The following is a 24,419-nucleotide window of genomic DNA, read 5'->3' as shown; positions in this document are numbered from 1 at the left end:
CGGACCCCGCATCGTGATCAGCAGCGAATTCGCTAGAATCTCCGCTTTCCATTACCCCCTTCATTTCGAGCCACATTCATGAGTCACAACAGTCCGGGTTACAGCATCACCGTGCGACTATGCTATCCCGACCAGCCAAAGTTTCTCGGAATGATCACCTCGACTATTGGCGGTATGGATGCTTCGATCGGCGCGGTCGATGTGGTCGATGCCAGCGAAAACCATATCACTCGCGACATCACCATCAACGTCAATAGCGTCGAGCACGGCGAAGAGGTTGTTCTCAGACTGCGAGAGATGCCCGACCTAGAAGTGGTGCACGTATCGGACCGAGTTTTTCTGTTGCACTTAGGTGGCAAGCTAGAGATTACGTCGCGAGTCCCGGTGAAGACCCGTGACGATCTTTCGATGGCTTACACACCGGGAGTTGCCCGCGTGTGCACCGCAATCGCGGAAGACCCCGAAGCGGCATTCAAGCTCACGATTCGACGCAACACCGTAGCGGTTGTTTCAGATGGTTCGGCCGTACTAGGGCTTGGAAACATCGGACCCAAAGCAGCCATGCCCGTAATGGAAGGCAAAGCTATTCTGTTCAAAGAATTCGGAGGCGTCGATGCGTTTCCCATCTGCCTAGATACTCAAGACCCTGACGAGATTGTGCGGATCGTCAAAGCAATTTCGCCTACCTTTGGCGGTATCAACCTCGAGGACATCTCGGCTCCTCGCTGCATTGACATCGAAGAACGCCTGATCGAAGAACTCGACATCCCCGTTTTCCATGATGATCAACACGGAACAGCGATCGTTGTTTTGGCTGCGCTCAACAACGCGCTTAAAGTCGTTGATAAGAAGCGGGAAGACATTCGCGTCGTGATCAACGGTTCGGGTGCCGCGGGTGCAGCGATCACGAAGCTGTTGATATCCACGGGCATCCATCAAATTGTGGTCTGCGATCGTAAAGGTGCGATCCACGGAGCACGCGAAGGATTAACCGATTTAAAGCAATGGCTTGCTGCAAACACCAATACTCAAAACAAGGCTGGCTCGCTTTCCGAAGTGATGCCGGGAACCGATGTTTTCATCGGAGTATCGTCGAAAGATGTGCTAACGCCTGAAGACATTCAAACGATGAATTCCGATCCGATTGTTTTCGGTTTAGCGAATCCGGACCCCGAAATTGCTCCTCGACTCGCCGCTAAGCACGCGCGAGTGATTGCGACGGGCCGCTCGGACTATCCCAACCAAATTAACAACGTGTTGTGTTTCCCAGGTTTGTTCCGTGGAGTTTTAGATGTGCGAGCGAGTCGAATCAACCAAGAGATGAAGATCGCAGCAGCCTGCGCGATCGCTGACATCATCCCCGAAAACGACTTGCATCCGGAATACATTGTTCCAAGTGTGTTCGACCGAAGAGTGGCAAAGCTAGTGGCCAGTGCGGTAGCGCAGGCTGCCATCGACACCGGTGTGGCGAGAAAGGCAACGTAGTCGCGTGGCCAAACACACCTCCGAGCGAGAAAACCTGTTGCGTGATGCAACCGCGATGCCCTTGCGGGGACAGGCGATAATAGCGGGCAGCGAAGTCTTTGTCGGCTTCCGCGTCGGCGGTGAAATGAGCCTGTACTGGGACCAGGACCCCGTATTTCAGTTCAATTCACAATTCCAGCTTCGACGGGCCTACGTCGACGGCCGTCGCTATGCGGCCCAGAATGGCCAGATATGCCTGATCAAGCGCGCAACCGATAACTCCCACGAGAACACCTCGCATTGCGGGACGATCCTGCGGCAATTAGAGGAGATTTGCTTGGCGGTCATCGCCCGCTGCGATCCAGTTACCCAGTGGCAGGTCGTCGGAGAGACCGAGCAAGACTTTTGCAAACGGGTGCGATCGGCTTGCGAAACGATTGCAAGAAGTCCAACCGTTGCCGGCCAACCGAGCCTTAGGTAGATCGCCCGATCCGTGCGGAACTAAGACCTACGTACTACGGGTAGTATGCGTCGACCGCGTTGGCAAACGGATAGATACGATCCGGAACCGGCACAAAGTTGGGAATGTGCAGCGAGAGACAATGCAGCTCGCCCTGCAGTTCCTTCATGCTCGTCATGTCAATTGTCTCGATAGTGTGCTCAGGCAACAAACGGGCATACGAAGCTTTCGCTGCAGCTACCAACATAGGCGGATCCGATCGGAAGATCGGCATTAGCACCAGATCATCGACGATGATCGCGTTCGTGTAAGCGCTCCAAGAAGTATTCTCACGCGCCGGGATCTGAATCCGGTGCACTCGCAAGGGTTTGTCACCGACCTGGACCTTCGATAGTCGCTGAACGTTTCGTTCAAGTATCGCAGCGTTGACAGGATCCTTCCTTGCGTCGAGTTGTGCGACCAATACATCGTTAGGTGATAAGAAAGTCGAAAACATATCGACATGCTTGGTGAGTTCCGATTGCAAGGGTTCGAGTACCACAAGTTGCGAGAGGTTGCATGACTTTACAAAAGCATCCACCACAATCCTGCGACGTTCGGTTTCCGCATTCATCCCGTAGTGTTTCTGCGGGAAAGTAATGTGATTGTCTTCGAAGATCCGATTGCTTACCAAACCGAGCCCCTGCCCATTGCACATCAAATTGCCACCCTGAATTGTCCAGGGAACCGAGACATGTTTGACATTGGTGCGTTTTGCCCAAGCCGCAGGAAGCCTGTCATCGCGAGGCCGGGTGCCTTCATAGAAGAAATCCAAAACATGGGCACCTCTTTCCGTTTGCGCAAAGATGGGCCCGAAATCGCGAAGCCAAATTGTGTCCAAACGAATTTCGCAAAAGTACACGTGCGAACAGTCGAGCCCAGAGTCGAGCAACCATTTTGTAGCGGTTTTGATTTGCAACATGTCGTTGCACAGAATCAAAACGTTAACACGACCGGAAGTCTTTTCCGCAATCTCGATCAGGATCTCGTTGTGATGCTCTTGCCAATCGCTAATTCCAAACATGAGCACCTGAGTGCGCTCAAACTCGGCGACCAAACGTGGATAGGGCTTGGTCGAAGCCTGGGTAACATGGGCACCACCGTATGGATCAAGGACCATTTGGACACGTTCGTCCGCTCTGCCAATCGAGTGCGATAGCAGTACCAACAACGTCGTCATGACGTAGCAGCGAATGGTGACGTAAATCAAGTGATAGCCCTGGTGGCTAGAAGGACAGAGAGGGCGTGCCAGCGGAGCGGTCCCGACGACCTCTCAAACGACCACCGAATTCGGCGACTTGCATCGTCGAGATTCTAGTCTTCACGCGTTTTCCTGGAATCACTGATTTTGACGAAATTTTCACCCCGCTTCCAAAGTATCGAAATCCTCCCACCGGAGGTAAATTGAGAGATTATATTAGGATTAATCGTCAAGTATGGCGAGGAATTTCACCAAATCAGCTTGGGACGGACAACCAGTGACCCCTGAGTTGATTAATCTCGGAAGTCCGTCCCTCCGTCTGCATTGAGACGTGGCCATCCCCATCGCCCGACTGTTGCATTCAGTTCTAACTCGCCTCTTACGAAACACTCAGCACGACGTGAGCACATTGCACCAGACTTCGCGCCGATGGCTACGCTTGCCGCAACTCTGCAAGGAGTGCGGGGGACTCATTAGCATTCAAATCCCTTTCCTCAGCGGAGGTCTTGGGCCGGGACATTTACGCTGCGGCGGATGTGAAGACGTGAAAAGCACGGGCCGAGTCGAATGGCACCGCATGACCTTGCGTGAACGCAAAGGGTACCTGATTGGATCATTTGCGTTCGCGATTTTAGTTTCGCTTTTGTGCTACATCGGTGGATCACTGCTGGCTAGCCAAATCGGCAAACCGCTTTCCCTGATGTCCGAGGAGTTACTAATCGGGTTAGTGCTCGCCGTTGTTTTTGCCATGCAATCGCTCAGAATTGTGCGATCGATCCAAAGAGATTCGCGTGGCGACATTAGTCCGCAAGCAGCTTCCATCGCGTCAATCGATTCCAACGACGCTTTGCCAATCTTTGTAGCCGCATTGCTAACGGCTCTGGTTGTCGGCGTGAATTACCTGTCCTGAACTTCGGTTTGCTAGGCAGTGAACCTGAGCTTTGGAACTCGATGAAATTACGATTCCAATTGCTGAAGTTGTTCAATGGTCGCGGCTAGATTGTCCGGGGCCTCGTGGATCTCAAGCACTTTTCTACGGTTCGTGTGACCGCTGATAATCTCGAACTGACTTATGCTCAACCCGAGTGTTTTGGCGAGCAGTTTCATGATCGCCTTGTTTGCTTTTCCCTTGTCAGCCACCGCGGTCACGCGAACCCGAAGCGCCCCATCGTGCTGGCCGCCTACATGGTTGCGCCGGGCCGAAGCGGTCACGTGGATGGGCAAACGCACCATCAGTGTTTCTCCATCACGCCTTCGAACAGTCGACTTCCAATGCGGACCATGGTCGCGCCCTCAGCGATCGCAGCTTGAAAATCGCCGCTCATGCCCATCGACAATTGCGACAAAGGCAAACGATAGGTTGCCCGCAGATGATCTCGCAGTTTGCGAACGAGGAAAAATTGTTGACGAGCAGCTTGAAGATCAGTCCCCCATCCCGCCATCGCCATCAATCCAATGACCTCAACGTTTCGCAACGACGCTCCATCCTTTGCACCTGAGCATCGCTCAACCAAAACCTCGAGCGTTTCTTGATCCATCCCCGTTTTGTTTGCTTCACCGCTGACGTTGACCTCCAACATCACTTGGGTAACGAATCCCGCCGCGTGTGATTCCTCAGCGACACATTCCAGCAATCGAGGGCTATCAATGGAGTGGATGATTGGTCGGTACTGCAACGAGCGTCGCACTTTGTTCCGCTGCAAGTGACCAATCAAATGCCACTGCACAGAATCAGCGATCAAACCGGATTCAGCTTTTTCCCAAAGCACTTGAGGACGATTTTCACCTAGTTGGTCACAGCCAGCCGCTACCAATGCCGCCGTAGCGGCGGCGTCCACGTACTTCGTGACGCCGACCACCCGCACGTCGTTTCGGTCACGTCCCGCATCGGCAACCGCGTTGTTGACCTCGGCTTCGACTGTGGACCAGTTTTGCGCAACTCGAGCAATGACTTGTTGGTAATCCAACGTTAAACCTCTTCGTCATCGACAGTAATCAGCGATTCATGAACGCCATCGCCCATATCGAATCGCGAAACGAAGAAATTTGCCATCATGTGCTTACCCAGGAAAGTGCGGCAGCGAGATTCACCGAGGGACCGATAAACGCACCATTGTTCTGATCCAGACTGAACGCGATACGCGGACGCTTCTTCGGGCCGACATATTCGCAACGCATCGGCAACGGTTAACGTTCGCCAAGTTCGATCTCGATTAAAACGACGTCGTTCAAAGTCGATCCAAACGGGCAGGTATAGATTGCCGGTTCCCGATGATGTGAACACCAATCGCGAAGGGCTATCCGCCGAAGACGCCTGCACATGAAGCTTCGCGCGAGTCGGCCCCACCTTCCATTCGCTAGCCGATATCGGAATTACGAGCGCTCGGTCAGCCTGCTTGCCGGATACGTCACCAAGAAGAATTTCGCGAATTTCGTCGTTCGCCTTTACGACTACCTGCGGGCCAACTGGCAAAGAAACCGTGGATTGAATTTTAGCTCGAGTCAAATCAATCGAGTCGTCGTTCTTCGCATCCGGAAGAATCGTATCGGCGAACAACAAACATCGGTCGTCGCGAAGCAGCAAGAACTGACGCTGCAACACCCACCCGCCGCTCCATGGCTGTTCGAGTTCAAGGTAATGAACATCATCATCGGAAAACCGGCAAATTTCATCCCAATCGCCTTCTGATTGCAGAGCTTCGCCATCAACTTCCACATTGGTTTCCACGACGCCGGACAAAGCAAGCGATTTTCCGGCAAAGACTTCTAGACTTAGCGAATCGCCTTGGAAGTCGATCACAGTTCGGCCTTTTCGCACATCCCATTCGGGCATCAACACGGCAAGCTTGGCGTCGTTCTCACACCACATCGAATCTGGCAAAGACACCTCCCAAGCTAAACGTCCACCGGTAGGATGACTTCCGAGAGCGGCGGTTAGTGCGGGAACCAAAGCCTCGCGATCAAAATGCGTTGCCCTGTCGAGCAACCCATTGCCACCCACGTCGTCTTTGACATCTCTTGAGCTCGCGTTGCTAAACGCTGAAACTCCGCCGGGGCTCGTCAACGCAACCACCCAAGTCGCCAGCAAGTCACCCGTTCGACGCATGGTGCGTTTCAGGGCCGGCCCGGCGCTGCTGCTACCGACAACGGATAGTTTGTCTTGTTCTTCCAGGGCTTTGGTTTTACGAGGTCGAGGAAGAGTCTTCTTTTGCACAAGTGATTTGCAGCGGATCAAGGACGCCAGTACCAACCTTGAATTCACCGCTCCTTCGATTGCGGAAGCGACCGATTCGTCCTCACCACTGCACCACTGAGCAACCGCTTCGATCGACATGTCACGAAGTTTTCGAGTGGCTTCAAGATCGGGTAATCGCCACGCGAGAGTCAAACCGAGTTCGCCACCGAGTATCAAGTGCAAGGGACACTCCATAGATGCACGTGAAAGTATCGCCTCGTGCAAATCTAAAAGCGATCGCAACAACTCGTGGGCGCGATGTTCCTCTACGATCTCTAGCAGACGATCCACCGCCACCGCCCAACGAACGGCTGACGCAGCCAACGTCAGACTTGGCGTTGTGGGATCATTGAATTGCTCGATGGCTGCATCAACGGCGACTAGAAGATCAACATCGCGGTCCTTCTTACGTACCTTCCCATCACATGACAAACGAGTGATCGCCTCGGTGACAGGATCACATGCAGCGCCCGTGGCCACCGCGACGCCCCAACGATAAATTTGCCCACCCTCGGAAGGCTCACCGAAAACGTCACGAACGGACGCGACTCGCAGGGGCGAGGGTCGCTTAAGAAATTCTTCCCAACCATCAATTCGATTGGCACGAATGGACGACCCTTCAACCGTTGAAGAGGATGATTCAGGCGAAGCCATATCAGGAAAATTGGTCGTCATAGAGAAAGCAAATCAGATGTCGGCGGTGTTCGTTGAAATCGCACATTGTCCGTAAGTCGAGCGAACGCGGTACAATACGCCCGTTACGATAACCACTGACCCAATCAACGCTAGATGCGGCTAAATTTCTCTACGGAAGCCTCGGCATGAACCTGCGATTTTCGCCTGTTTTTCAATCCCAATCCATTTTTGCAATCGCGTTCTTCTCGACATTGGTCGTGATTTCGGGGTGTGGGCAACCTGCTGAGGTAGCCCAGGACGAGCCCTCACCGACGGTGGACCAGGCCGCAGAGGAAGTCACGGCGACGCCAACGAAGCGCATGCTGCCGAAGCCTCAACCGGTCGGCTCATCGGTGGACTCACCCGACGACGGGTCATCTGAAACGTCCGTCGATATGCCCGAAGAATCAGGCGACGACGCGCCAAGCGTTTCGATCAGTGACCCGTTGACTGACGAAGAACAGAAAACGCCGCTCGACGACTACGTTGGCCCTGACGAGATTGCGGCGAAAGCCTTCGGCTCGCCTCCCAACGCAATTCAGATGACCAAGACCAACCTTTGGATCGATCGCAAGAAAGGTCTCGTCTATGCCGATGGATACGTTGCGATGAACGAAGGGCCCTTGGAAATGTTCGCCTGCCCCCAAGGCACCAAAGAACACGAATCCGTTGTCGCTACCATTGCCAAGGCTAACGAGGTACACGCAGCCCTGCTCGCGATCGACGCGCAACCGGGAACACCCGTTGCTTACCATCCTGATTTCGTACCCGCGACAGGTCAAAAAATTCGTGTCTGGGTTTGTTACCTTGACCAAGATAAAAAATTCCAAGTCACTGATGCTCGCCAGTGGATTCGCAAGGTAGGCACCGACGACGTCATGGACGTTGAGTGGGTGTTCGGAGGCAGTTCGGTATGGAAGGACCCGCGTGATGGACGAAATTACTACCAGGCCGATGCAGGCGATTTGATTTGCGTTTCCAACTTCACGACCGCGATGATGGATGTGCCGGTAAGTAGCAGTGCTGACGCAGGTTCACTGCTCTATGAGCCTTTCACTTCTCGAATTCCAGAACGTGGCACTCCGGTTCGACTCGTTCTTGAACCCATCGCGGTCCCCAGTGACGACGACGCCGCTAAAAACTCTGATAAAGTCGCTGACGGCGACGGCGATGACTCAGCGGGGAACAGCACCAGCCTGCAACCGCCAACCGAAGAAGTACTGGGAAACCAGTAAATGCGAGCACGACCACGATCCGTGCCGAGGAACGTCGGTCGATGTGAACACGGCTGAAACGGTCACGCTCGGAAGAGCATCAAGTCAGCCGATAGCGTGACTGGCATCGTATCAAGAGTTTCCAATCGAGACTGCTGCGAGTGGCGAACCGCGCGATAGGTCATCGCCATCGCGTCGCCAATTGCATCTGGATCAAGCACAACGGATTGTTGCCACAATCGATGCTCGACGAAGGTCATTCCTTCGGCTGCCATTTCGTCAACGATCACTTCCCACCGACTTCGACGATGCGCAGCCTGTTGAACCTGCTCACGAAGTTCGATGAGATCGTCTTCGCCCGGAACCGCGACGATACAGACGCCTCCCGGTGCAAGCACTCGTTTGATTTCGCGAATCGGGCGACGGCCAAAAAGTGACATCACGCGACCAACGCTACCGTCGGCCGCGGGCAGGGTTCGATCAGCGTTGGCGAGCACCCATGTCGCATCAGCCCAGCGTCGGGCGGCAATCTTGATTGCCTGTTTAGAAAGCTCGATTCCGCAGTACAACTCAGGGTGCGCCGAGAACAGCGCCGGGCCGAAGGTGCCTTCGCCGCAGCCAAGGTCGACCGTTCGAACCGCCGTCGTTTCCGAATCGGTCTCGGTCCAAAGTCGGAGCGTTTCAATCAGGTCGGTCGCATAGCCACGCTCGAGCCAGCGATGCCGAGCCATGACCGCGCTTTCGCAATCGCCTGGGTTCTTGGATTTTCGATCCTGAGGCTGCAATAAGTTCCAGTAACCTTGCTTAGCACGGTCGAAGTGATGACCCGACTCGCACCGCAGCGCACCATCGATGAGTTTCAGCAGATGCTGGCAATTTCGGACGGTGCATCGGAGTTCGAACATGTCGTCATCGTAAAAGGATTCAACGATGCAGAAAGGGGAGTGAAACGAGTGCACAATTGCCCACCATCAACGAGTGTCCCGGTCGGCGAAATCTGGGGGTCGATAGGCGTATTCCCAGGAACTTAGGGCGTTACGATTGCGTCGTAGCTACTTCTAGGGGGATACTATGGTCCTTGGGAAAATTGCATTCGCTCTGGCGAGATTTGACCCCCGCCACCCGCTTCTGGTCTGATTCATGTTTACTTTTAAAAAACGTTGTCTGAACGTTGAGACTCTCGAGAAGCGGCAGCTATTGGCCGCTCACGCTTCAGCCAATGCTGTGCCTGACGTGCCTGCGTTGAATTTGCCTCCGATGGCTATGCAAACAACTCAGCCCCAAGGAGACGTCGCTGCTGTGATGATTTGCGGCAACGAATTACCTTGGTTTGGATTTTCCACTTTCCCCACTGATCAAACCGAAGAAATTGACGGGATCGTTTATGCGATTGCCCCATCCGACGTCGACGCCACTGCAACTTTGAATTTGTTGCGTCGCAATAGCGATGGCGAGCTAGAGACTTTCGAGCAGATTGACATCGATTTCTTTCCGAGTCACGCGTTTTACTCCGATGGCCAATTTCACGTCTTAGGATCTCTGCCGTACAACCCACCACCGGCAACCAACGACGGAACAACCGTCCCAGACGAGGATCTCTGGATTGACTTTACGCCTCGATGGAAGGCGATCTCGGTATTAGTCAGCGATGGCGATGAGAGAGCAATCGTCAGTGAAGTTATCGAAGAAGGACATTTGATTAATGTCATCCACGACGACAATCACATTGTCACCGTCACGGACACGATGTATGGGCAACCGACCATACTGATCTATCCGCCGCCGCCGACCGAACTAACTCTCAGCGTTTACAAAAGTAGCCAGAGTGGCCTGATTCGATTGGACCAGCAGGCAGCAGTTCAAAGTTATGATCAATCGTACTATGGACCGTACTCCTCGGAGTCCGTGCAACTTCATGGCGACTCCTTATACGTGTTGACTCATCCCCAACCGTTTTTCGGTTTACCTTTCGAAGCCGGTTCCGATAGCCTAGGCGGTTCGGAACCTGATGCTGACAAAATTGAGCTCAGCAAATTTGATGTTTCGAGTGACGGGCTAAGCGAGGCAAGCAAGATCACGGTTGCTACGCTCGAAAACAATCACTCGTACTATGGCTCTCGCGTTCTCGGTTTTGAACTCGCTGAAGACGGAAACTCAGCGACGATTATTCGCAGTGGTCAACTACCAAGCGAAACCGCTAGCGATGTTGAGAACGAAAACGGGAATGGTCGCGACGCTGCGATTGAATTGCCCGCACTAGGCATTCCATGGCAACCAGTCACCTACGTTGACCTGATCGACTTAAGCGGTGATGAGCCGCAAGTGTTTGACACGTTGATGATTGACAATCCTCAGGCCACCGTGGTGACGACCTCCGGTGCAACATCAGTCTTACGGCAAGGCTATGGCTGGGGAAGCTCCGTTCTATTGATCGACGCGGACCTTTCGACGGATGTTGCCAGCGAGCGACGGATTCGAGAGGTCGAGACGCCGGAAGGCATGTTGATCAACTACACGGGCGTGACAGTTCGCGAGGATTTGATTGTCTTCTTGGCTCAAGGGTACCAAGATCTAACACTTCCGGATGCCGTCGGTGGTAGCTTCTTGCTTACTCTGTCGGTCACTGAGGGCGAATTTATTGGAATCACTCAACTGACTTACGAGGGTCCCGAGCCAGAGTCGGGTGCGGCCGTTCTTGCACGTGGTAATGCGGGCGACGACTTAATTGCAATCGAGCCATCGACGGGATTCGTAGGGTTCACGCGTTACGTGGCAAATAGTGAAGCACGCGATTCAGTGTTCGCATACGGATCGCCTTGGAAGCGTCAATTCGTGTATGGAACCGTCGATGCGGAAGGACGCTTCGTCGAACAGGGATCACTGCCGAGCGACCTATGGCTTGAGATTGACGCCAATGCCGATCGGTTGATTGCCCGGATGCGAGACCGATTGATCGAATATCGCTGGGACGACGTTGAAAACCCAGTTACCTCGCCACTCGGTGAACTCCAGCCCGCGATCCAAGCGGTCGACGACGTGTTCACGTTCACCGATCAAGACAGTCGGCAAACCTTTCGATTCGAACCTCTGTTTGATGTTCTGGCGAACGACCTCAATCTTTCGAACAGCTATTGGGGCCCAAGCGTCCAGATCACGGAACTGATCGGTGCACCCAATGGTTTTGAAATTGTATCGGGTCGCTGGCTTGATGCTCCCCACGACGTGATCCGAAATTACGACGTGATTGAATTCAAGTACACGATCAGTGATGGATTCACGACATCAACGGCCAATGTGCGAATCGATGTCCTGACTCTTAGCGACGATGAAATGGCCCAGCTTACTGACTCGGCTGTCGCGCAAGCTGCCGAAGACTTCGATGTCGATGTGAACGACGTCGAAGTGGTTTCCGTCAAGCACATCTTTGATGGGCTCGGTGGGCGAACTGACGATGCCACCGAAGATGAGCGTCCGGAAAATCCAATCCCGGGAATCATCGCTGAATTGATCGTTGGCGACAGGCTGGCACGCTACTCGGCGACGACAGATGGGGCAGTCGAACAGCTCTCCGTGGAAGAAAACGTTTTCCTTATGGAAGTCGGCCTAAGAGCGGTGAACGAAGCGGGCGAAGTGATCACTAGTGTTGATCAGGACGACCACTTTTGGATTGAAGTTGTGCTGACGGATCTTCGCGAGAATCCTTCGGGTGTCTTCGGAACCTTCTTTGATCTGGAGATCCCCGCCGAGCACCTGATGCTGACTGGTGAACTGAACCCAGGGGATGGCTATCAATTGATCGGTGAATCGAACCGGCTTGATCCAGAAGTTATCAGATCCGGTTTGCTGAACGCTGAACATGGCGTGGCAATTGGCGGCGCGAACCTGATTGATGAATTAGGTGTGGTGCTTCGCGAGTTTGATTCGCCTGAAACGGGTCCATCGGTTGCCGTCCGACTCGGTATGATTGCCTTGCAAGCCGGGCAAGTGCAATTGAAAGCCGATTACGCCGACGGCCAATTTGCCGAGAACTTGCTGTTGGATTTGGATGTCGCATTGCCCAACGCCCGAGTTCGGCTGTCACCACTCGACCTGACGATTGTTGGTCATGAGGAAGTCGACCCGATGCCATTGGATGTCAACGGCAACGGAGAAGTCACTGCTGCTGACGCATTGCAGGTGATCAACTTCCTCGGTCGATTCGGTTCGCAGACGGTGCCGAGTTCCGAGTCGCAGGCAGGTCTAGCGACCGACACCGGCGTTGGTTTGATGATGGACGCGGAGTCAATGCGACGGATGGACACCAACGGCAGCGGGTCGATCACGGCACTTGATGCCTTGGTGATTATTAACCGGCTGAGCCTGACGCCGTCGGTGGCTGAAAGCGAATTGACGTTGGATTCTTCCGCTGATGACGACGACGATTTGCTATTGGGTGATGAAATCCGTCTGTTCTAACGACTAGTTTTGGACGATTGAGGCCCCGTCCACTCCTTGTGACCCTAGGGAGCTTTCGCGTAACCTACCTGCGTCGAAATTCCCTTTTTTTTCTCGTGGTTTGGCCTCATGCTCGTTTCTTGGAAGTGGTTGTCCCAGTACGTCAACATTCCCGTTTCACACGAAGAACTGTGCGATCGTTTGAGCCTGACGGGGCTCAATCACGAGGAAACGATTGACATCAACAATGATGTCGTGATTGACTTAGAAGTCACCAGTAACCGCGGCGATTGCCTGGGCCATCTTGGTGTCGCACGCGAAATTGGCGTCCTCTATGACGTGCCGGTCGCCAAGCCCGAACCCGAACTTGCAACGTCGGATGTGGCAATCGATTCGCTGCTAAGCGTTGAAAACACTTTTGTTGAAGCCTGCCCGCGTTACACCGCACGAGTGATTCAAGGCGTCAAGATCGGGCCGAGCCCCGATTGGCTTGTCGATGCCTTGCAGAGCGTATTCTGGAAACGCAAATTTGACGGAACCATTGAGCCTTATCAGAGCGTCAACAATGTGGTTGATGCCACCAACTTCGTGATGATGGAATGCGGACAACCCCTGCACGCTTTCGATTACGCGAAGATCGCAGATCAAAAAATAGTAGTTCGCCCCGCCGAGGCAGGTGAGAAGATCGAAGCGATCGATCACCGAAGCTATGAACTCGATCCTTCGATGTGCGTGATCGCCGATGGAAAGTCCGCTTCGGCGATCGCGGGCGTGATGGGCGGCGCATCTAGCGAAGTGACTCAAGCAACGACCGACCTCGTCATCGAAGCAGCCATGTTTTCGCCGCTGGCGGTTCGACGCGCGGCGAGAAGTTTGAAATTGCATAGCCCTTCATCGTTCCGCTTCGAGCGTAAAGTCGATCCGGTAGGCGTTGACTGGGCTAGTCGCCGAGTGTGCCAGTTGATCGTTGAGATGGCGGGTGGCGAGGTTGCCGACGGAGTCATTGATACGGCTCCCGATATTGCCAAGCGTGAACAGATTGTATTGCGGATGTCGCAACTCAAGCGGATCTTAGGAATCCAAATTGACCGCCTCGAAGTTCAGCGAATCCTTCTCGCACTGGGCTGTAGCGCGAGCAAAAGCGCCTCGGATACGATGGTGCTGACTCCACCGACGTGGCGGTTCGACTTAACACGCGAGGCTGACCTGGTGGAAGAAGTCGCCCGCATTCACGGGTACGAAAAAATCCCTGAGGATTCACCTATTCCCGTTGCGCCAAGCACCAAGCGTCCATTTGATACTGCCATGGATCGCGTGCGCCAGGTGATGACCGCTGGCGGACTCAGCGAAGCCATGACCCCAAGCGTTGTGACCGCGAAGGTTGACGAGGGTTTTTGCACCTGGACCGATAAGCCGGCACTCGAAACCCAAACGGCCATGCTAAAGGGATCACGCCGACTTCGCCGGTCGTTGATTCCGAGCCTCATCGAAGGCCGCGCCGGCAATTGGGCATCCGCATCGATCGTGGCTGATTTGTTCGAAATCGCGCACGTCTACTTGCCAGGTGATTCAGCGGACGACCTGCCAAGCGAGACCTATTCGCTTGGCATCGTATCGAGCAGCGACTTTTTTGAAGCAAAAGGGCTAATCGAAACTCTCTGCCAGCGCATGGGTATCGCCGGCACACTGGATGTTGAATCCGTTACGCGGCAAGGCTTCGCGGCGGGATCGGTGGTCTCACTTAAAATTGGTGAAACACCGCTTGGATACTTGGGTATGGTCGATGCGAAGTACCTGAAAGCATGGAAGCTACCGGAGCCAGTCGTCGCGGCCGAGCTTTCGTTGCCGACCTTGTTAGAGCTATCTGAATTAGTACCTCAACAACAGTCCGTCAGTGCATTCCCGTCGATTCAACGCGACTTGAATTTCGTGGTAGCCGAATCGGTGCAGTGGAAAGAAATGGAAGACGTCGTTCGTGCCGCCGTGGGTTCTGAACTAGCCGGTGTCCGTTACCAGGAAACCTACCGTGATGCTGAGAAAGACGGCAAGGATCGCAAACGCGTCCTGATGACCGTCGAGCTTCAGCGGCATGACGCCACCATGAGTGGTGATGAAGCGGACACGCTGATTCAGCGAGTCATCACTGCTTGCGGCGATAAGCTATCGGCCCAGTTACTCGGCTAGATCAGCGGATCGAATACGCAGCGTTCACCCATTATCGAATACATGAGACCTGACTTTCCCAGGGATCAGCTAGTCAGCGCATGACGGTTCTGGATTTGACGGTTCTGGATTTAACGGTTCTGGAATTAGACCCTGGACCAAGTTTTTCAGGTGCCATCTTAGGGGCACAAAAAAACGGGGCAGGTTGGTTTGCTGTTCGCTTACCAAACTGCCCCCGCATCGACTTAGCGACTCTGCCGCGAGTCCGTTAGAGGTTCACCATTCACTCAGGCAAAGGGGCTGTACTTGCCCGGGGTTGGGATTGGGTACTTGCCTTCGTCATCCGGGCGAGCCGATTCAGGAACTTCACCGTCCAAGCTGTAATTGTCGATTCCTGGAGCCAAGTCGCGACCTTTTTCCATCAGCTCATCCCACTTCACGATCTTGCCGCTGTAGCAGGCTTCGCGTCCCAGAATTGCGGTGAACGTGGACTTAGCCCCGTATTCGCCTTCGTTGTAAATCTCGCCACGCATCAGAGCCTCGATCAAATCGTGCTGCTCTTGTTGGTGACCGTTCAGACGCTTGCCAGCGAATTCCCATGCGTTCGGGCCTTCAATTCGCCCGGACGGATCAGCGGTGCCCTTGGTTCCGTGGACGGCTTCGCCCACGTATTGCCATGAACCGGCCAAGTGACGGCCTTGGCTGAACATCTTGGTACCGTCCTTGAACGTGTATTCGCAGCACGTGTGATCAAAGATCTGCGACTTGGTCGGATCACCACCCATTCGCTGTTCGCGACCACCCATTCCGTTGCACTCGACGGGATAGTCACCCTTGACCCAACAACCGACATCCAAGTTGTGAATGTGTTGTTCGCAAATTTGGTCGCCACACAACCAGTTGAAGTGGTACCAATTGTTAACCTGGAACTGCATTTCGTTGGCATCAGGCTTGCGATTGCGGTACCAAATCCCGCCACCGTTCCAGTAAACCCGCTGTGCTACGACGTCGCCAATAGCGCCGTCATGAATGCGAGCGATCGTTTCCATGTACTGAGGCTCGTGACGGCGTTGCAGACCGATGCCGACCATCAAGTTCTTCTTTTTCGACTCTTCGACCGAAGCCAAGACGCGTTTCACGCCAGGTGCATCCGACGCAACCGGCTTTTCCATGAAGATGTGGCGACCTTTGTTGACCGCGTATTCAAACTGCTGAGGCTTGAACGCGGGTGGAGTCGCAATCACAACCAAGTCGCAATCGACGTCAATCGCAGCCTTGTAACCGTCCAGGCCTGTGAAGATACGATCAGCGGGAACGTCAATTTTGTCTTTGTACTTGCCTCGGCTAAGCGACTTCAGCGCTGATTCCGCCTTGTCAGCGAAGGCGTCGGCCACCGCTACTAGCTTGACGTTGCCCTTCGATTCGAAAATGTTGGCTGCTGCACCGCTACCGCGGCCACCGATCCCTACGACAACAAACTTAATCTCGTCGCTGCCGGCTGCGTGAGCAGTCTGCGCGATCGAGGTACTCAAGGCAGCGCCGGCGGCTACTGCCGATGAGTTCTTAAGAAAGGATCGGCGATCCGTGGAATTTTGCTCCGGACGTTGAGGCATGGAAGATCTCTCGTAAGTAGTAGGCTGGTAGACAGCGAAAAGTCGCTGGTCCCCGTAGGTGGGTGTTTTACTTATGGGGAAATTGTAAACGCAAACGGCGCTCTATGGGGAGCCTTGGTCCTCGAATCATGGCATTTCTTATCCAACAACGCCGTTAAACCTTGCCGATTGTGACGTGCGTGGGATCTAAGCGGAGTCGATCCTTTCCCGCGAGTAAAATTAAGTAACGCGATTGACGCGAAATTGACGATTGCACACTAAGGTTGTGACCGCACGAACGGCAGTTTCCATGCGTTACGATCGGTGGTTTGATTTCGACATTGGCAAGGACGCTCGTGGCTGTATCCCTCAAGATTTTCCGAAGCTCCGATCAAGAATCGGGTCCGCTTCGCATCGGCTCTCGCTTAGACAAGTACCGCTTGACCCGCCGATTGGGCGAAGGCGGATTCGCTACCGTGTACGCGGCCACCGATCTGGTTGAGGACCGCAAGGTTGCGTTGAAGATACCCGACAACCGCTATCTGCAAAATTCGCAGTCGCTCGACGACATGCAGCGGGAGGTCCGGATCATGGCCAAGCTGGATCACCCGGCGATCCTACCCCTGAAAGATGCCCGCTTCATTGACGGACACTTCGTGATCGCGTTTCCCTTAGGCGAAGAAACGCTGGCCGACCGAATGACAAGGCGATTGTCACGCGCAACCGCAATTGACTACGCCGTGCAAATGATTAGCGCGGTTGGTTATGCGCACGAGCAAATGGTTCTGCACCGAGACATTAAACCCGACAATTTCGTGCTCTTTCCTAATCAAGTCGTCCAACTTACCGATTTTGGTTTGGCTCGCTTTGAAAGCCGACCTCATGACGTTTCGGGAAGCGGCACTCTGGGCTACATCGCTCCTGAACAAGCGATGGGAAAACCCACGTACCGAAGCGACGTGTTTTCGCTCGGCCTAGTCCTTTACCGACTCTTCGCTGGTGACGTTCCCGAGTATCCGTTTGACCGCCTGCCCAACTTCAATCGACTGCGTAAAGGCTTGTCGAAAGACTTTGTTGATCTCATCAAGAAAGCCATCGACCCCACACCGAATCGACGATTTCGTGATGGCGTTGCCATGCACAATGCGATGAGCAAAATCAAATTCCCGCTGACCGATCGCTCAATCTCGCTGACCGGTTCGAATGCTTACGCGCCGATGACACGACGCGCGGCTTAAGTCGACGCTGCGGTGCTTTGGTTTATCCACCGATCATCCCTTACGATCGAACCAAACTTGCGGCTCCCTGTTCACTTAGCTTGGGAATCGACGCCATCGCTTTGCGAATTTCCGCTAGTGGGTTGGGCTTGGACTTTTTCATTGCCTTGTGCAGCACTTCACCGAGCGTCGAATGGTTGGTGTCGCCACCGAGAAATCCTTGCGTGTAAGCCAGCAGTGCTTCGCCCGGGAGGATCCGGAATGTGTTCTGGACGCAAAGAGGATCAATATCCATGCACAAGGGTATCGAACGGCCACCGATGATGGGGCGGTAACCACGTTGGCTGCCGATGATCGCAGTGATGTGACCTGCCGAGGCCACAATGCCCTCTCCCGTTTCCGGGTCGATCGACGCGTAGAGCATGGACATCCATTGCTCACCCAAACTTGTTTGCCAGAGAGTATCAGCAACTCGGGCGAGCATTTGCGTGGGCGTGTGTCGATAGGAAAGGTGTGACGCAAACGCGGCTCTCGCCACCGTGGCGTTCATGGCTCCTGAGACATCAGCCTCGCAAGCTTCGGCGATCGCAAAGGCCAGCGAACCATCGGGCAGAACATCCCACAGGTGCCATCCGATTGCATAGTCCCGAGGTGAGTCGATCATGCCGTCGGCTTTCCAGTCAGCCGCGATTGCAGCCCCAATGGGCAACGTTTGAATCTGCCACGCGGCGACCTCTGCTAGTTCAGCACGATCGGCAAGCATCTTGGCAACCAATGCATCTTCGCGAGCCTGCAATTCCAGCAACTCGGCTTCCGTTGGACCGTATTGGTCGGCTTGGTCCCAATCAGCAGACTGGTGTTTCAACAAATCAAGGTCGGTATCCTGCGTCACGGGACTGGCGAAATCTTCGACCCCTGCGGCAGTCAGCTCGACGCCAATGGCTCGGGCCGCCATTCGCGCCGATGCGGCTTGCGCATTTTGGAACGATTTCGTTTCGTCCGACAGCAGCCACATCGTTCCAATGGGAACATCACCGCTGCATATCGCGGCGCAAATGGCGGCTTCGCATTTCTCCGGTGCATTCCAAGTGTCGATTGGGCCCGCGTTCATATCGTCGATCGTCACGACGCCCTTGATCATCGCTTCTAAGTCACCGCGACTGCCCTGCAGCGGACGAGGCTCTTTTTCGATCACGCGAGGTGACATGCCGAAAACACTTCGACCTGACAACACGCTCGTGTCGTCGTCGAGCATATAAATGATGGCGGCAGTGCAATCACATGCTGCGACGGCATCCGATAAGATCGTCTCGATACGTTCGGCAAGTGTGGTTTGCTGCTCGGGTGAAGCAATCACGCTAGCGCGGGCAGCCATTTCCGCGTTGGCCCGCCGGATCGCGCCCCTTGCCGCCTGCAATTCGCTTATGACCTCGATCGCCGATGCCGCCAACTGGGTCGCGTCTGCCTTACCAATCACCGAGCTTGCTGCGCCCGAAGCTCGGTCGTGAAGGGCTGACGAACTTCGCAGCGATTCGATGAAGGAATCTTCAAAGGCGTCGAAAGCGTCTGCATCAATCGAATCCAACCCTGCGGTCGACTCCAGTGCATTGATCTGCTTGAGCTCATCGATTGGCCCCGACCCAACGACTGCCGTTAGTTCCGGCGATTCGCCGACTCGCCGAGCACGGGGCGTTAACCGCCAACCGGTAGCGGCGGCGAAACGGTCCCAAAACTGGTCGATCCGCTGCTCGTCGCTATGGGAAAATTCGCTGGCAGATTTTGCTTCGCTCGACGAGGTTTCTGGACCACGATGAACGCGAAGAAAGGAGGGTGGAGAAGCTGTCACGGCTAACGGGGCCTGAGGATGGGGATTGGGGTACGGAATGGATTAGCCAATCGAGAACTCGAGACTTGTCGGAGTACTGGCGTGGGAGACCAGGGCAAGCCGCATGCGGTGGAAGTCGATGACTGGGTTTGGCATTCCGTGCCGGACTGCCCAAGCGCGGGAGGGAGGTACGCTCGAGACAATCACACCCCATCCTCATTTGGCTCTGACCGGTGCCGGGTCATCGCCATTACGAACACAGGACGCCAGTCTGTCGTGGCTCGAATCCAAGGCGAAAGGAATAGGATCCTCGCCACCGCGATCCGGTCGACAGGCGTAATGCCAAGTGCTTCAGGGTGCTAGTAGAGTCATCGGCAACCGATAGAGATTCACTCAGCCGAAGGACCGGAAAAGTTTCCAAGGATTACCAAGACGGCATCACAGAACAATCAACCACCACAATCGTCACCGGCCACGATCGTGGGCGCATAAAAAAACCGAGGCCGCTTCGTTGGAAGCGACCTCGGTGACGTGTTTGCAAACTGATCTACAGAAATCAATCGAGCTCGTTGGTGATTACGAATTCCTTCCAAGGAACATCGCTGCTCTTACCACGAGGCGTCATCATCGCTTGGTAAACACGATAGTCAATACTCTCGGAGATGAAGCGATTACTTCCGTCCCCAAAACCACAGTTAACACCTTCGACGTGAGCCGATGAGGGACGTGCGAGCGACGGAGCGTCAAAGTAGTTTTCGTACATCGTCTTCACAAGAAGTGATTCCTCAAGCAAAGCACCACCGCCATTGATTTTGTGCTGCGGCCAAACGTCGGTAACAGCAGAGCCGTTAGGGCTTACCGGTGGCACCGTAAGCCCATTCAACTGAGCGAACTTGGGGTCTTGATAGTGCCAGACGAGGCCATTGGTGAACTTGGCATACAGGTACGGAAGCGTCTGCGGGGTTGCCGTGTAGTCGAGATCTTGCGTACCTGCGAAGGGTGCAAGCTGCGTTGCCAAATCACCCGCGTTTTCACCAAGAAATCCAACGCGGTGCCAAGGCATTGCCTGAATATTCTCAGAATACAACAGCGTACCGGTTTGGCCATCCTTCAGGTCTTCCAAACGAATTCGTTCCGCTGGTCGACTGCCCGTTGGCGGCAACCTTGGCGAATTTCCGGATGCGACGGGGGCCATGTCAAGTCCTAGGTAGGCAGCAGTAGAAACGCCATTAAGCTCCGACTCACTTGCGACGAACGCTTCCAGGGGTGTCGCACCCGGAACAACGTAGTCGCTTGCCGTTGGCGATCCGTTGCCGCTAGCACTCAGGCGAATAGGTGACAGCCCGTTGTTGGGCGCATAACTGTTTCGACCATTTCTGCCTTCGCTAACGGGATTGCTTGGGCATTGAAAGACTCCGAGATTTGGCGTGGCCAAACCGTGGTAGCCTTCACCGGCAAAGGCGGTAGTTGCACCAATGTCACCGGCACCTGTAGAAATCAGCGGGTAGCGATCTTCGGTCCAATGTTCGTAGGTCGGTTGAGCATCCAACCAGGGAAGAATTGCGACGCCGTAGCCGCCAAGCTTAACGTGAGCAGGCGGTGAATTCCCCAAGTCAGAAGGGTCTGTACCGCCAGCAAAATATCCGTACTTGTTGACGTAGGTGGGCAGTTGCCCTTTCGTGTTGTTGTGCTGAACAGCCGCCAACGCGAGGTTCCTCACATTCACGCCACACTGGGTCGAGCGTGCGGACTCGCGGGCGGCGCCCACGGCTGGGATCAATAGCCCCATCAAGATGCCGATGATGGCGATGACCACCAACAGCTCGACAAGAGTAAAACCGGGTCTGTAACGTTTCATAAGGGGCTCCAGCGGGGAGTAGCAGAAAAGGACTGGGTACAATAAATAGAAAGGCGGCACCCTCCGCCAATTGCGAACGCCTCCATTATCGCAAAATGTAACCGTTTGTGCAAATGAATCCTCCGAAAACGCCATCAGGGCTAGTTTTCGCCCCGCTGATAACTAATCTGACTTTCCTCCCGGTGCATTTCCGAGCCTTGCCGCCCCCCCCGATGGCAAAGCGTCCGCGGCTTTTCACCAATGTACCCCTTGGCGACATCCGATACCGCCCAGGACCATTTCTCTGAACCTGAATCGCTTTAAAACAAACCCAGTGCCCCGACGCCCAACGGGTTGTCACTGCTTTCCAGCGAGCAGCCACTTCCCACGTATGTTTTGCCGCTGCCCATCAGCTCGTTCTCTATGTCTGTGATCTATCTCGATTTCAATCGAACCACACCAATGGCCCCCTCGGTCGTTGAGGCGATGAAACCGTACTGGCAAACACACTTCATGTTGCCCGGACAAGAACACGCCCATGCTCAAGCGATCGGCGAATCGCTCGAACATGCCCGTGAAGGTGTGGCCGCTCTGGCTGGATGCGAGCCGTTTGAGATCGTTTTTACTGGCGGTGGAACCGAAGCAAACAATTTGGGGATTCTGGGACTCGTCGATGGCCAGCGGCAACGCAACGGGCGTGCTGACTTTAGCCAGCGTCAATTGCAGTCCTCGCGACTTCGTCCCGCAAGCTATGACACCCAGTCCGCAACGCCTGACCGGGACGCCAACCAAGACGACCAACCACGCCATCCCGAAGTTGGCAACGATGCCAACTGGCAGGTCCCCGGACATATCTTGGTCAGCGAGCTCGAACACGAATCGGTACTTGGCGCCGCAGCCCGATTGGCCCAGTTTGGCTGGGACATCGAAACCGTGCCGGCGGACAAAAATGGAATCTGCGATGCCGAGGCGTTTGAATCCCGGTTACGCGACGACACTCGCCTGGCATGCCTGCAACTAGCCAATCCCGTGCTGGGGACAATCCAGCCAGTGCGAGAAACCGCCGACGCTTGCCACAGTCGGGGGGTGCTTGTTCACTGCGATGCCACTCAAGCATTTGGCAAGATTCCCGTCGACGTGAAAGCCCTTCGCGCTGACATGGTTTCGATCAGTGGCCACAAGTTCTACGGCCCGAAGGGAAGCGGCGCCATCTATGTTCGGCGGGGCTTGCACCTGTGCCCAATCCTGTTTGGTGAAGCGCGCGAAATGGGGTTGCGCCCCGGTGCTGAAAACATCCCCGCCTGCATTGGCCTGGGTGCCGCCGCGTCCATGGCCGCCCGCTGCGCCAGCGACGTTTCCGACACCTTGACCGACCTGCGAAACTACTTTTGCAACGGCCTCATTTCTTCCCTTAGCAACGGCGCCGTTTTGCTTTGCGAAGACGCAGCTCGGCTTCCCAACACGATCGCTATTGAACTGCCCGGGGAAGCCCGCCGGATCCAGCGGGCGGCCCGGCAACTAGTGTTCGCTACAGCCCAAAGCGATTCCCCGCCTGATGAAATTACTCGAGCGTTACGAGCCATCCAACGCACTGATTACCAGATCGGGCGGACCGTCCGATTCTCCCTCGGCTGGACCAGCAGCCATGACCAGGTTGATCGAGCGATTGAGTTGATCGCAGATGCCTGCGACACGCTGAGTCGGTAGCCACATCCGCTGGATAACCTGCAGCCTACTCGCTCATATTTGCCACGCTATTGCGACCCGACGATCGGGTAAACAACCGGCAAACCCGCCCCCTCTCTTGGTAAATCCGCTCTTGGTTTTGCCCCTTGCCTGACCGCCAGATCGGCAACCCAATCGCCGAAGAGCGATTACCCAGCTCGGCCCGCTCCCTGCAAGTCGACCTCCTAAAACGCCTGTCTTAGTCGAGATCAGGCGACCCGGTCCCCGCGTCCGCAATCTCACCTCCAAGGAGACGCGATCACCCCACGCATCGATGCCAACCCATCATTGATGCTGCCGAATTGCCTGCAAAGGATTCTCAAAAAATGCAAGCATTCCCGAACTGGACACATGGCCGACAGCCATTTTCCACTGCTCAAAAAACAAGCACCAGCCTGTCACCAAAAGAGGGGTAGCCCTGCATCAAAACAGAGCATGCGATCTAAGCTTATTGCTGGTAGACACTTGCGACATCCTGTTTGACCAGGCTCGAGGATGGCTGACACGACCACGCTCTCCTCTCGAATCGTTCGCGCGAAGGATTAGACCGCAATGGCATCTGCCGATCAGACAAGCTCATCCCAATCTTCTGCTCCCCGTCATCTTGAATCAGTGACGTTTGCAGATCGTCCTCATACCGCTTCCCCAACCTCATCCGACTCCAAGTCGAACTCGTTCCCGGCCACCGAGTCGCGACTTCGCCAACCGATCGCCTCACCGACCGGGAATGCCCCCCAATCCAACGCAGCCCCCGCCGCCAATGCCGCGGCGGATCCAGCGTCGACCACGCTGAACCTCACCCCCCCGTCTAGCGAACTTTCGAATCAAGCGAAGGCTCAGCAAATTTTGGCTCTGGCAGTTGATGCGTTCGCCAAGACCGGTAGCTGGGTCGTCTTCTACCGCGAACTTCTTGGCCTCAACGGTGTCGTGCACAAGAGCTTCAAAACGGAAGAATCACTTACCTGGTTCATGAACTCACCCGAGCATGCAGAGCTGCAAGAAATGGTGGCCGCGATGCGCAGCCAAGACAATTCGAAAGGGGATGCGGTAGAGCCAGAAAGAATGATCACGATTCGGTTGCCCAAGTCGCTCCACGATGTGCTGACGGCCGAGTCAGAACTAATGAAGTTGAGCATCAACAAGCTGTGCATCACCAAGCTGCTTCAGCCTGCCGAGTCGCGATTTGTGCCTGTGCAACAAGGGCGGCGAAGAGGCCGTAGACCTGGCCCCCAAGGCTCGCGAAAGAAGAGCCAAAGTACCTCGTAGCCCTCCTTTCCAACGTCCAGAAATGTGGCGAATTTTGGTCGCTTGCGGTTGAGTGTTTTCAGTACAGGCGTG

At 54.8% G+C, this 24,419-nt stretch carries 17 protein-coding genes; 9 read left to right on the top strand and 8 right to left on the bottom strand.

Annotated features, from left to right (window positions below):
• The first annotated feature begins 78 nt into the window (after positions 1 to 78).
• Positions 79 to 1,485 carry an NAD-dependent malic enzyme gene (locus tag Pla22_RS13055; protein ID WP_146515000.1) on the top strand — a complete coding sequence of 469 codons (1,407 nt, stop codon included), beginning with the start codon at positions 79 to 81 and terminating at the stop codon, positions 1,483 to 1,485.
• 4 nt (positions 1,486 to 1,489) lie between these two features.
• Complete coding sequence (locus Pla22_RS13050; protein ID WP_146514999.1) at positions 1,490 to 1,945, top strand: hypothetical protein; 456 nt, start codon at positions 1,490 to 1,492, stop codon at positions 1,943 to 1,945.
• A gap of 34 nt (positions 1,946 to 1,979) precedes the next feature.
• Here Pla22_RS13050 and Pla22_RS13045 read toward each other — a convergent pair whose 3' ends face one another.
• Entirely contained in the window at positions 1,980 to 3,143 is a 1,164-nt protein-coding gene (locus tag Pla22_RS13045; RefSeq protein ID WP_242631978.1) for an agmatine deiminase family protein, read from the bottom strand.
• A gap of 598 nt (positions 3,144 to 3,741) precedes the next feature.
• On the opposite strand from Pla22_RS13045, the gene Pla22_RS13040 reads away from it, so the two are divergent.
• A complete protein-coding gene (locus Pla22_RS13040) occupies positions 3,742 to 4,074 on the top strand; it encodes a hypothetical protein (RefSeq protein WP_146514998.1) in 333 nt (110 codons plus the stop codon).
• A 47-nt stretch (positions 4,075 to 4,121) separates the two neighbouring features.
• Here Pla22_RS13040 and Pla22_RS13035 read toward each other — a convergent pair whose 3' ends face one another.
• From Pla22_RS13035 to Pla22_RS13025, 3 genes are read right to left on the bottom strand one after another with little or no spacing between them, the layout of a single operon-like run.
• Positions 4,122 to 4,397, bottom strand: a complete 276-nt coding sequence (locus Pla22_RS13035; protein WP_146514997.1) for a DUF167 domain-containing protein — start codon at positions 4,395 to 4,397, stop codon at positions 4,122 to 4,124.
• Positions 4,397 to 5,131, bottom strand: coding sequence for a YggS family pyridoxal phosphate-dependent enzyme (locus Pla22_RS13030; protein WP_146514996.1), 735 nt, complete (start codon positions 5,129 to 5,131; stop codon positions 4,397 to 4,399). The genes Pla22_RS13035 and Pla22_RS13030 overlap by 1 nt, the downstream gene beginning before the upstream one ends.
• A gap of 2 nt (positions 5,132 to 5,133) precedes the next feature.
• Positions 5,134 to 7,074, bottom strand: a complete 1,941-nt coding sequence (locus Pla22_RS13025; protein ID WP_146514995.1) for a hypothetical protein — start codon at positions 7,072 to 7,074, stop codon at positions 5,134 to 5,136.
• 146 nt (positions 7,075 to 7,220) lie between these two features.
• On the opposite strand from Pla22_RS13025, the gene Pla22_RS13020 reads away from it, so the two are divergent.
• The gene (locus tag Pla22_RS13020; RefSeq protein WP_146514994.1) at positions 7,221 to 8,309 is read left to right on the top strand and encodes a YdjY domain-containing protein; all 1,089 of its coding nucleotides are present in this window, start codon (positions 7,221 to 7,223) and stop codon (positions 8,307 to 8,309) included.
• A 62-nt stretch (positions 8,310 to 8,371) separates the two neighbouring features.
• On the opposite strand, the gene Pla22_RS13015 is transcribed toward Pla22_RS13020, so the two are convergent.
• Complete coding sequence (locus tag Pla22_RS13015) at positions 8,372 to 9,193, bottom strand: putative RNA methyltransferase (protein ID WP_146514993.1); 822 nt, start codon at positions 9,191 to 9,193, stop codon at positions 8,372 to 8,374.
• Positions 9,194 to 9,428: 235 nt separating this feature from the next.
• Here Pla22_RS13015 and Pla22_RS13010 point away from each other — a divergent pair, with 235 nt between their 5' ends.
• Entirely contained in the window at positions 9,429 to 12,743 is a 3,315-nt protein-coding gene (locus Pla22_RS13010) for a dockerin type I domain-containing protein (RefSeq protein ID WP_146514992.1), read from the top strand.
• Positions 12,744 to 12,851: 108 nt separating this feature from the next.
• A complete protein-coding gene (pheT, locus tag Pla22_RS13005; RefSeq protein ID WP_146514991.1) occupies positions 12,852 to 14,906 on the top strand; it encodes a phenylalanine--tRNA ligase subunit beta in 2,055 nt (684 codons plus the stop codon).
• A gap of 266 nt (positions 14,907 to 15,172) precedes the next feature.
• Here the strand turns inward: pheT and Pla22_RS13000 are convergent, their stop codons facing one another.
• Complete coding sequence (locus Pla22_RS13000) at positions 15,173 to 16,498, bottom strand: Gfo/Idh/MocA family oxidoreductase (RefSeq protein WP_146514990.1); 1,326 nt, start codon at positions 16,496 to 16,498, stop codon at positions 15,173 to 15,175.
• A gap of 335 nt (positions 16,499 to 16,833) precedes the next feature.
• Between Pla22_RS13000 and Pla22_RS12995 the strand changes: the two genes are divergently transcribed.
• A complete protein-coding gene (locus Pla22_RS12995) occupies positions 16,834 to 17,715 on the top strand; it encodes a serine/threonine-protein kinase (RefSeq protein WP_146514989.1) in 882 nt (293 codons plus the stop codon).
• A gap of 40 nt (positions 17,716 to 17,755) precedes the next feature.
• Here the strand turns inward: Pla22_RS12995 and Pla22_RS12990 are convergent, their stop codons facing one another.
• Positions 17,756 to 19,540, bottom strand: a complete 1,785-nt coding sequence (locus Pla22_RS12990) for a PP2C family protein-serine/threonine phosphatase (protein WP_146514988.1) — start codon at positions 19,538 to 19,540, stop codon at positions 17,756 to 17,758.
• A gap of 535 nt (positions 19,541 to 20,075) precedes the next feature.
• Entirely contained in the window at positions 20,076 to 21,377 is a 1,302-nt protein-coding gene (locus tag Pla22_RS12985) for a DUF1559 family PulG-like putative transporter (protein ID WP_146514987.1), read from the bottom strand.
• 402 nt (positions 21,378 to 21,779) lie between these two features.
• Between Pla22_RS12985 and Pla22_RS12980 the strand changes: the two genes are divergently transcribed.
• Both Pla22_RS12980 and Pla22_RS12975 read left to right on the top strand, forming a co-directional pair.
• Complete coding sequence (locus Pla22_RS12980) at positions 21,780 to 23,063, top strand: cysteine desulfurase family protein (RefSeq protein ID WP_146514986.1); 1,284 nt, start codon at positions 21,780 to 21,782, stop codon at positions 23,061 to 23,063.
• 570 nt (positions 23,064 to 23,633) lie between these two features.
• A complete protein-coding gene (locus Pla22_RS12975) occupies positions 23,634 to 24,347 on the top strand; it encodes a hypothetical protein (protein WP_146514985.1) in 714 nt (237 codons plus the stop codon).
• The last annotated feature ends 72 nt before the right edge of the window (positions 24,348 to 24,419 follow it).

The sequence above is a fragment of the Rubripirellula amarantea genome (assembly GCF_007859865.1).
GTDB classification, from domain to species: Bacteria; Planctomycetota; Planctomycetia; order Pirellulales; family Pirellulaceae; genus Rubripirellula; species Rubripirellula amarantea.
This window is presented reverse-complemented; position numbering and strand designations above follow the sequence as displayed.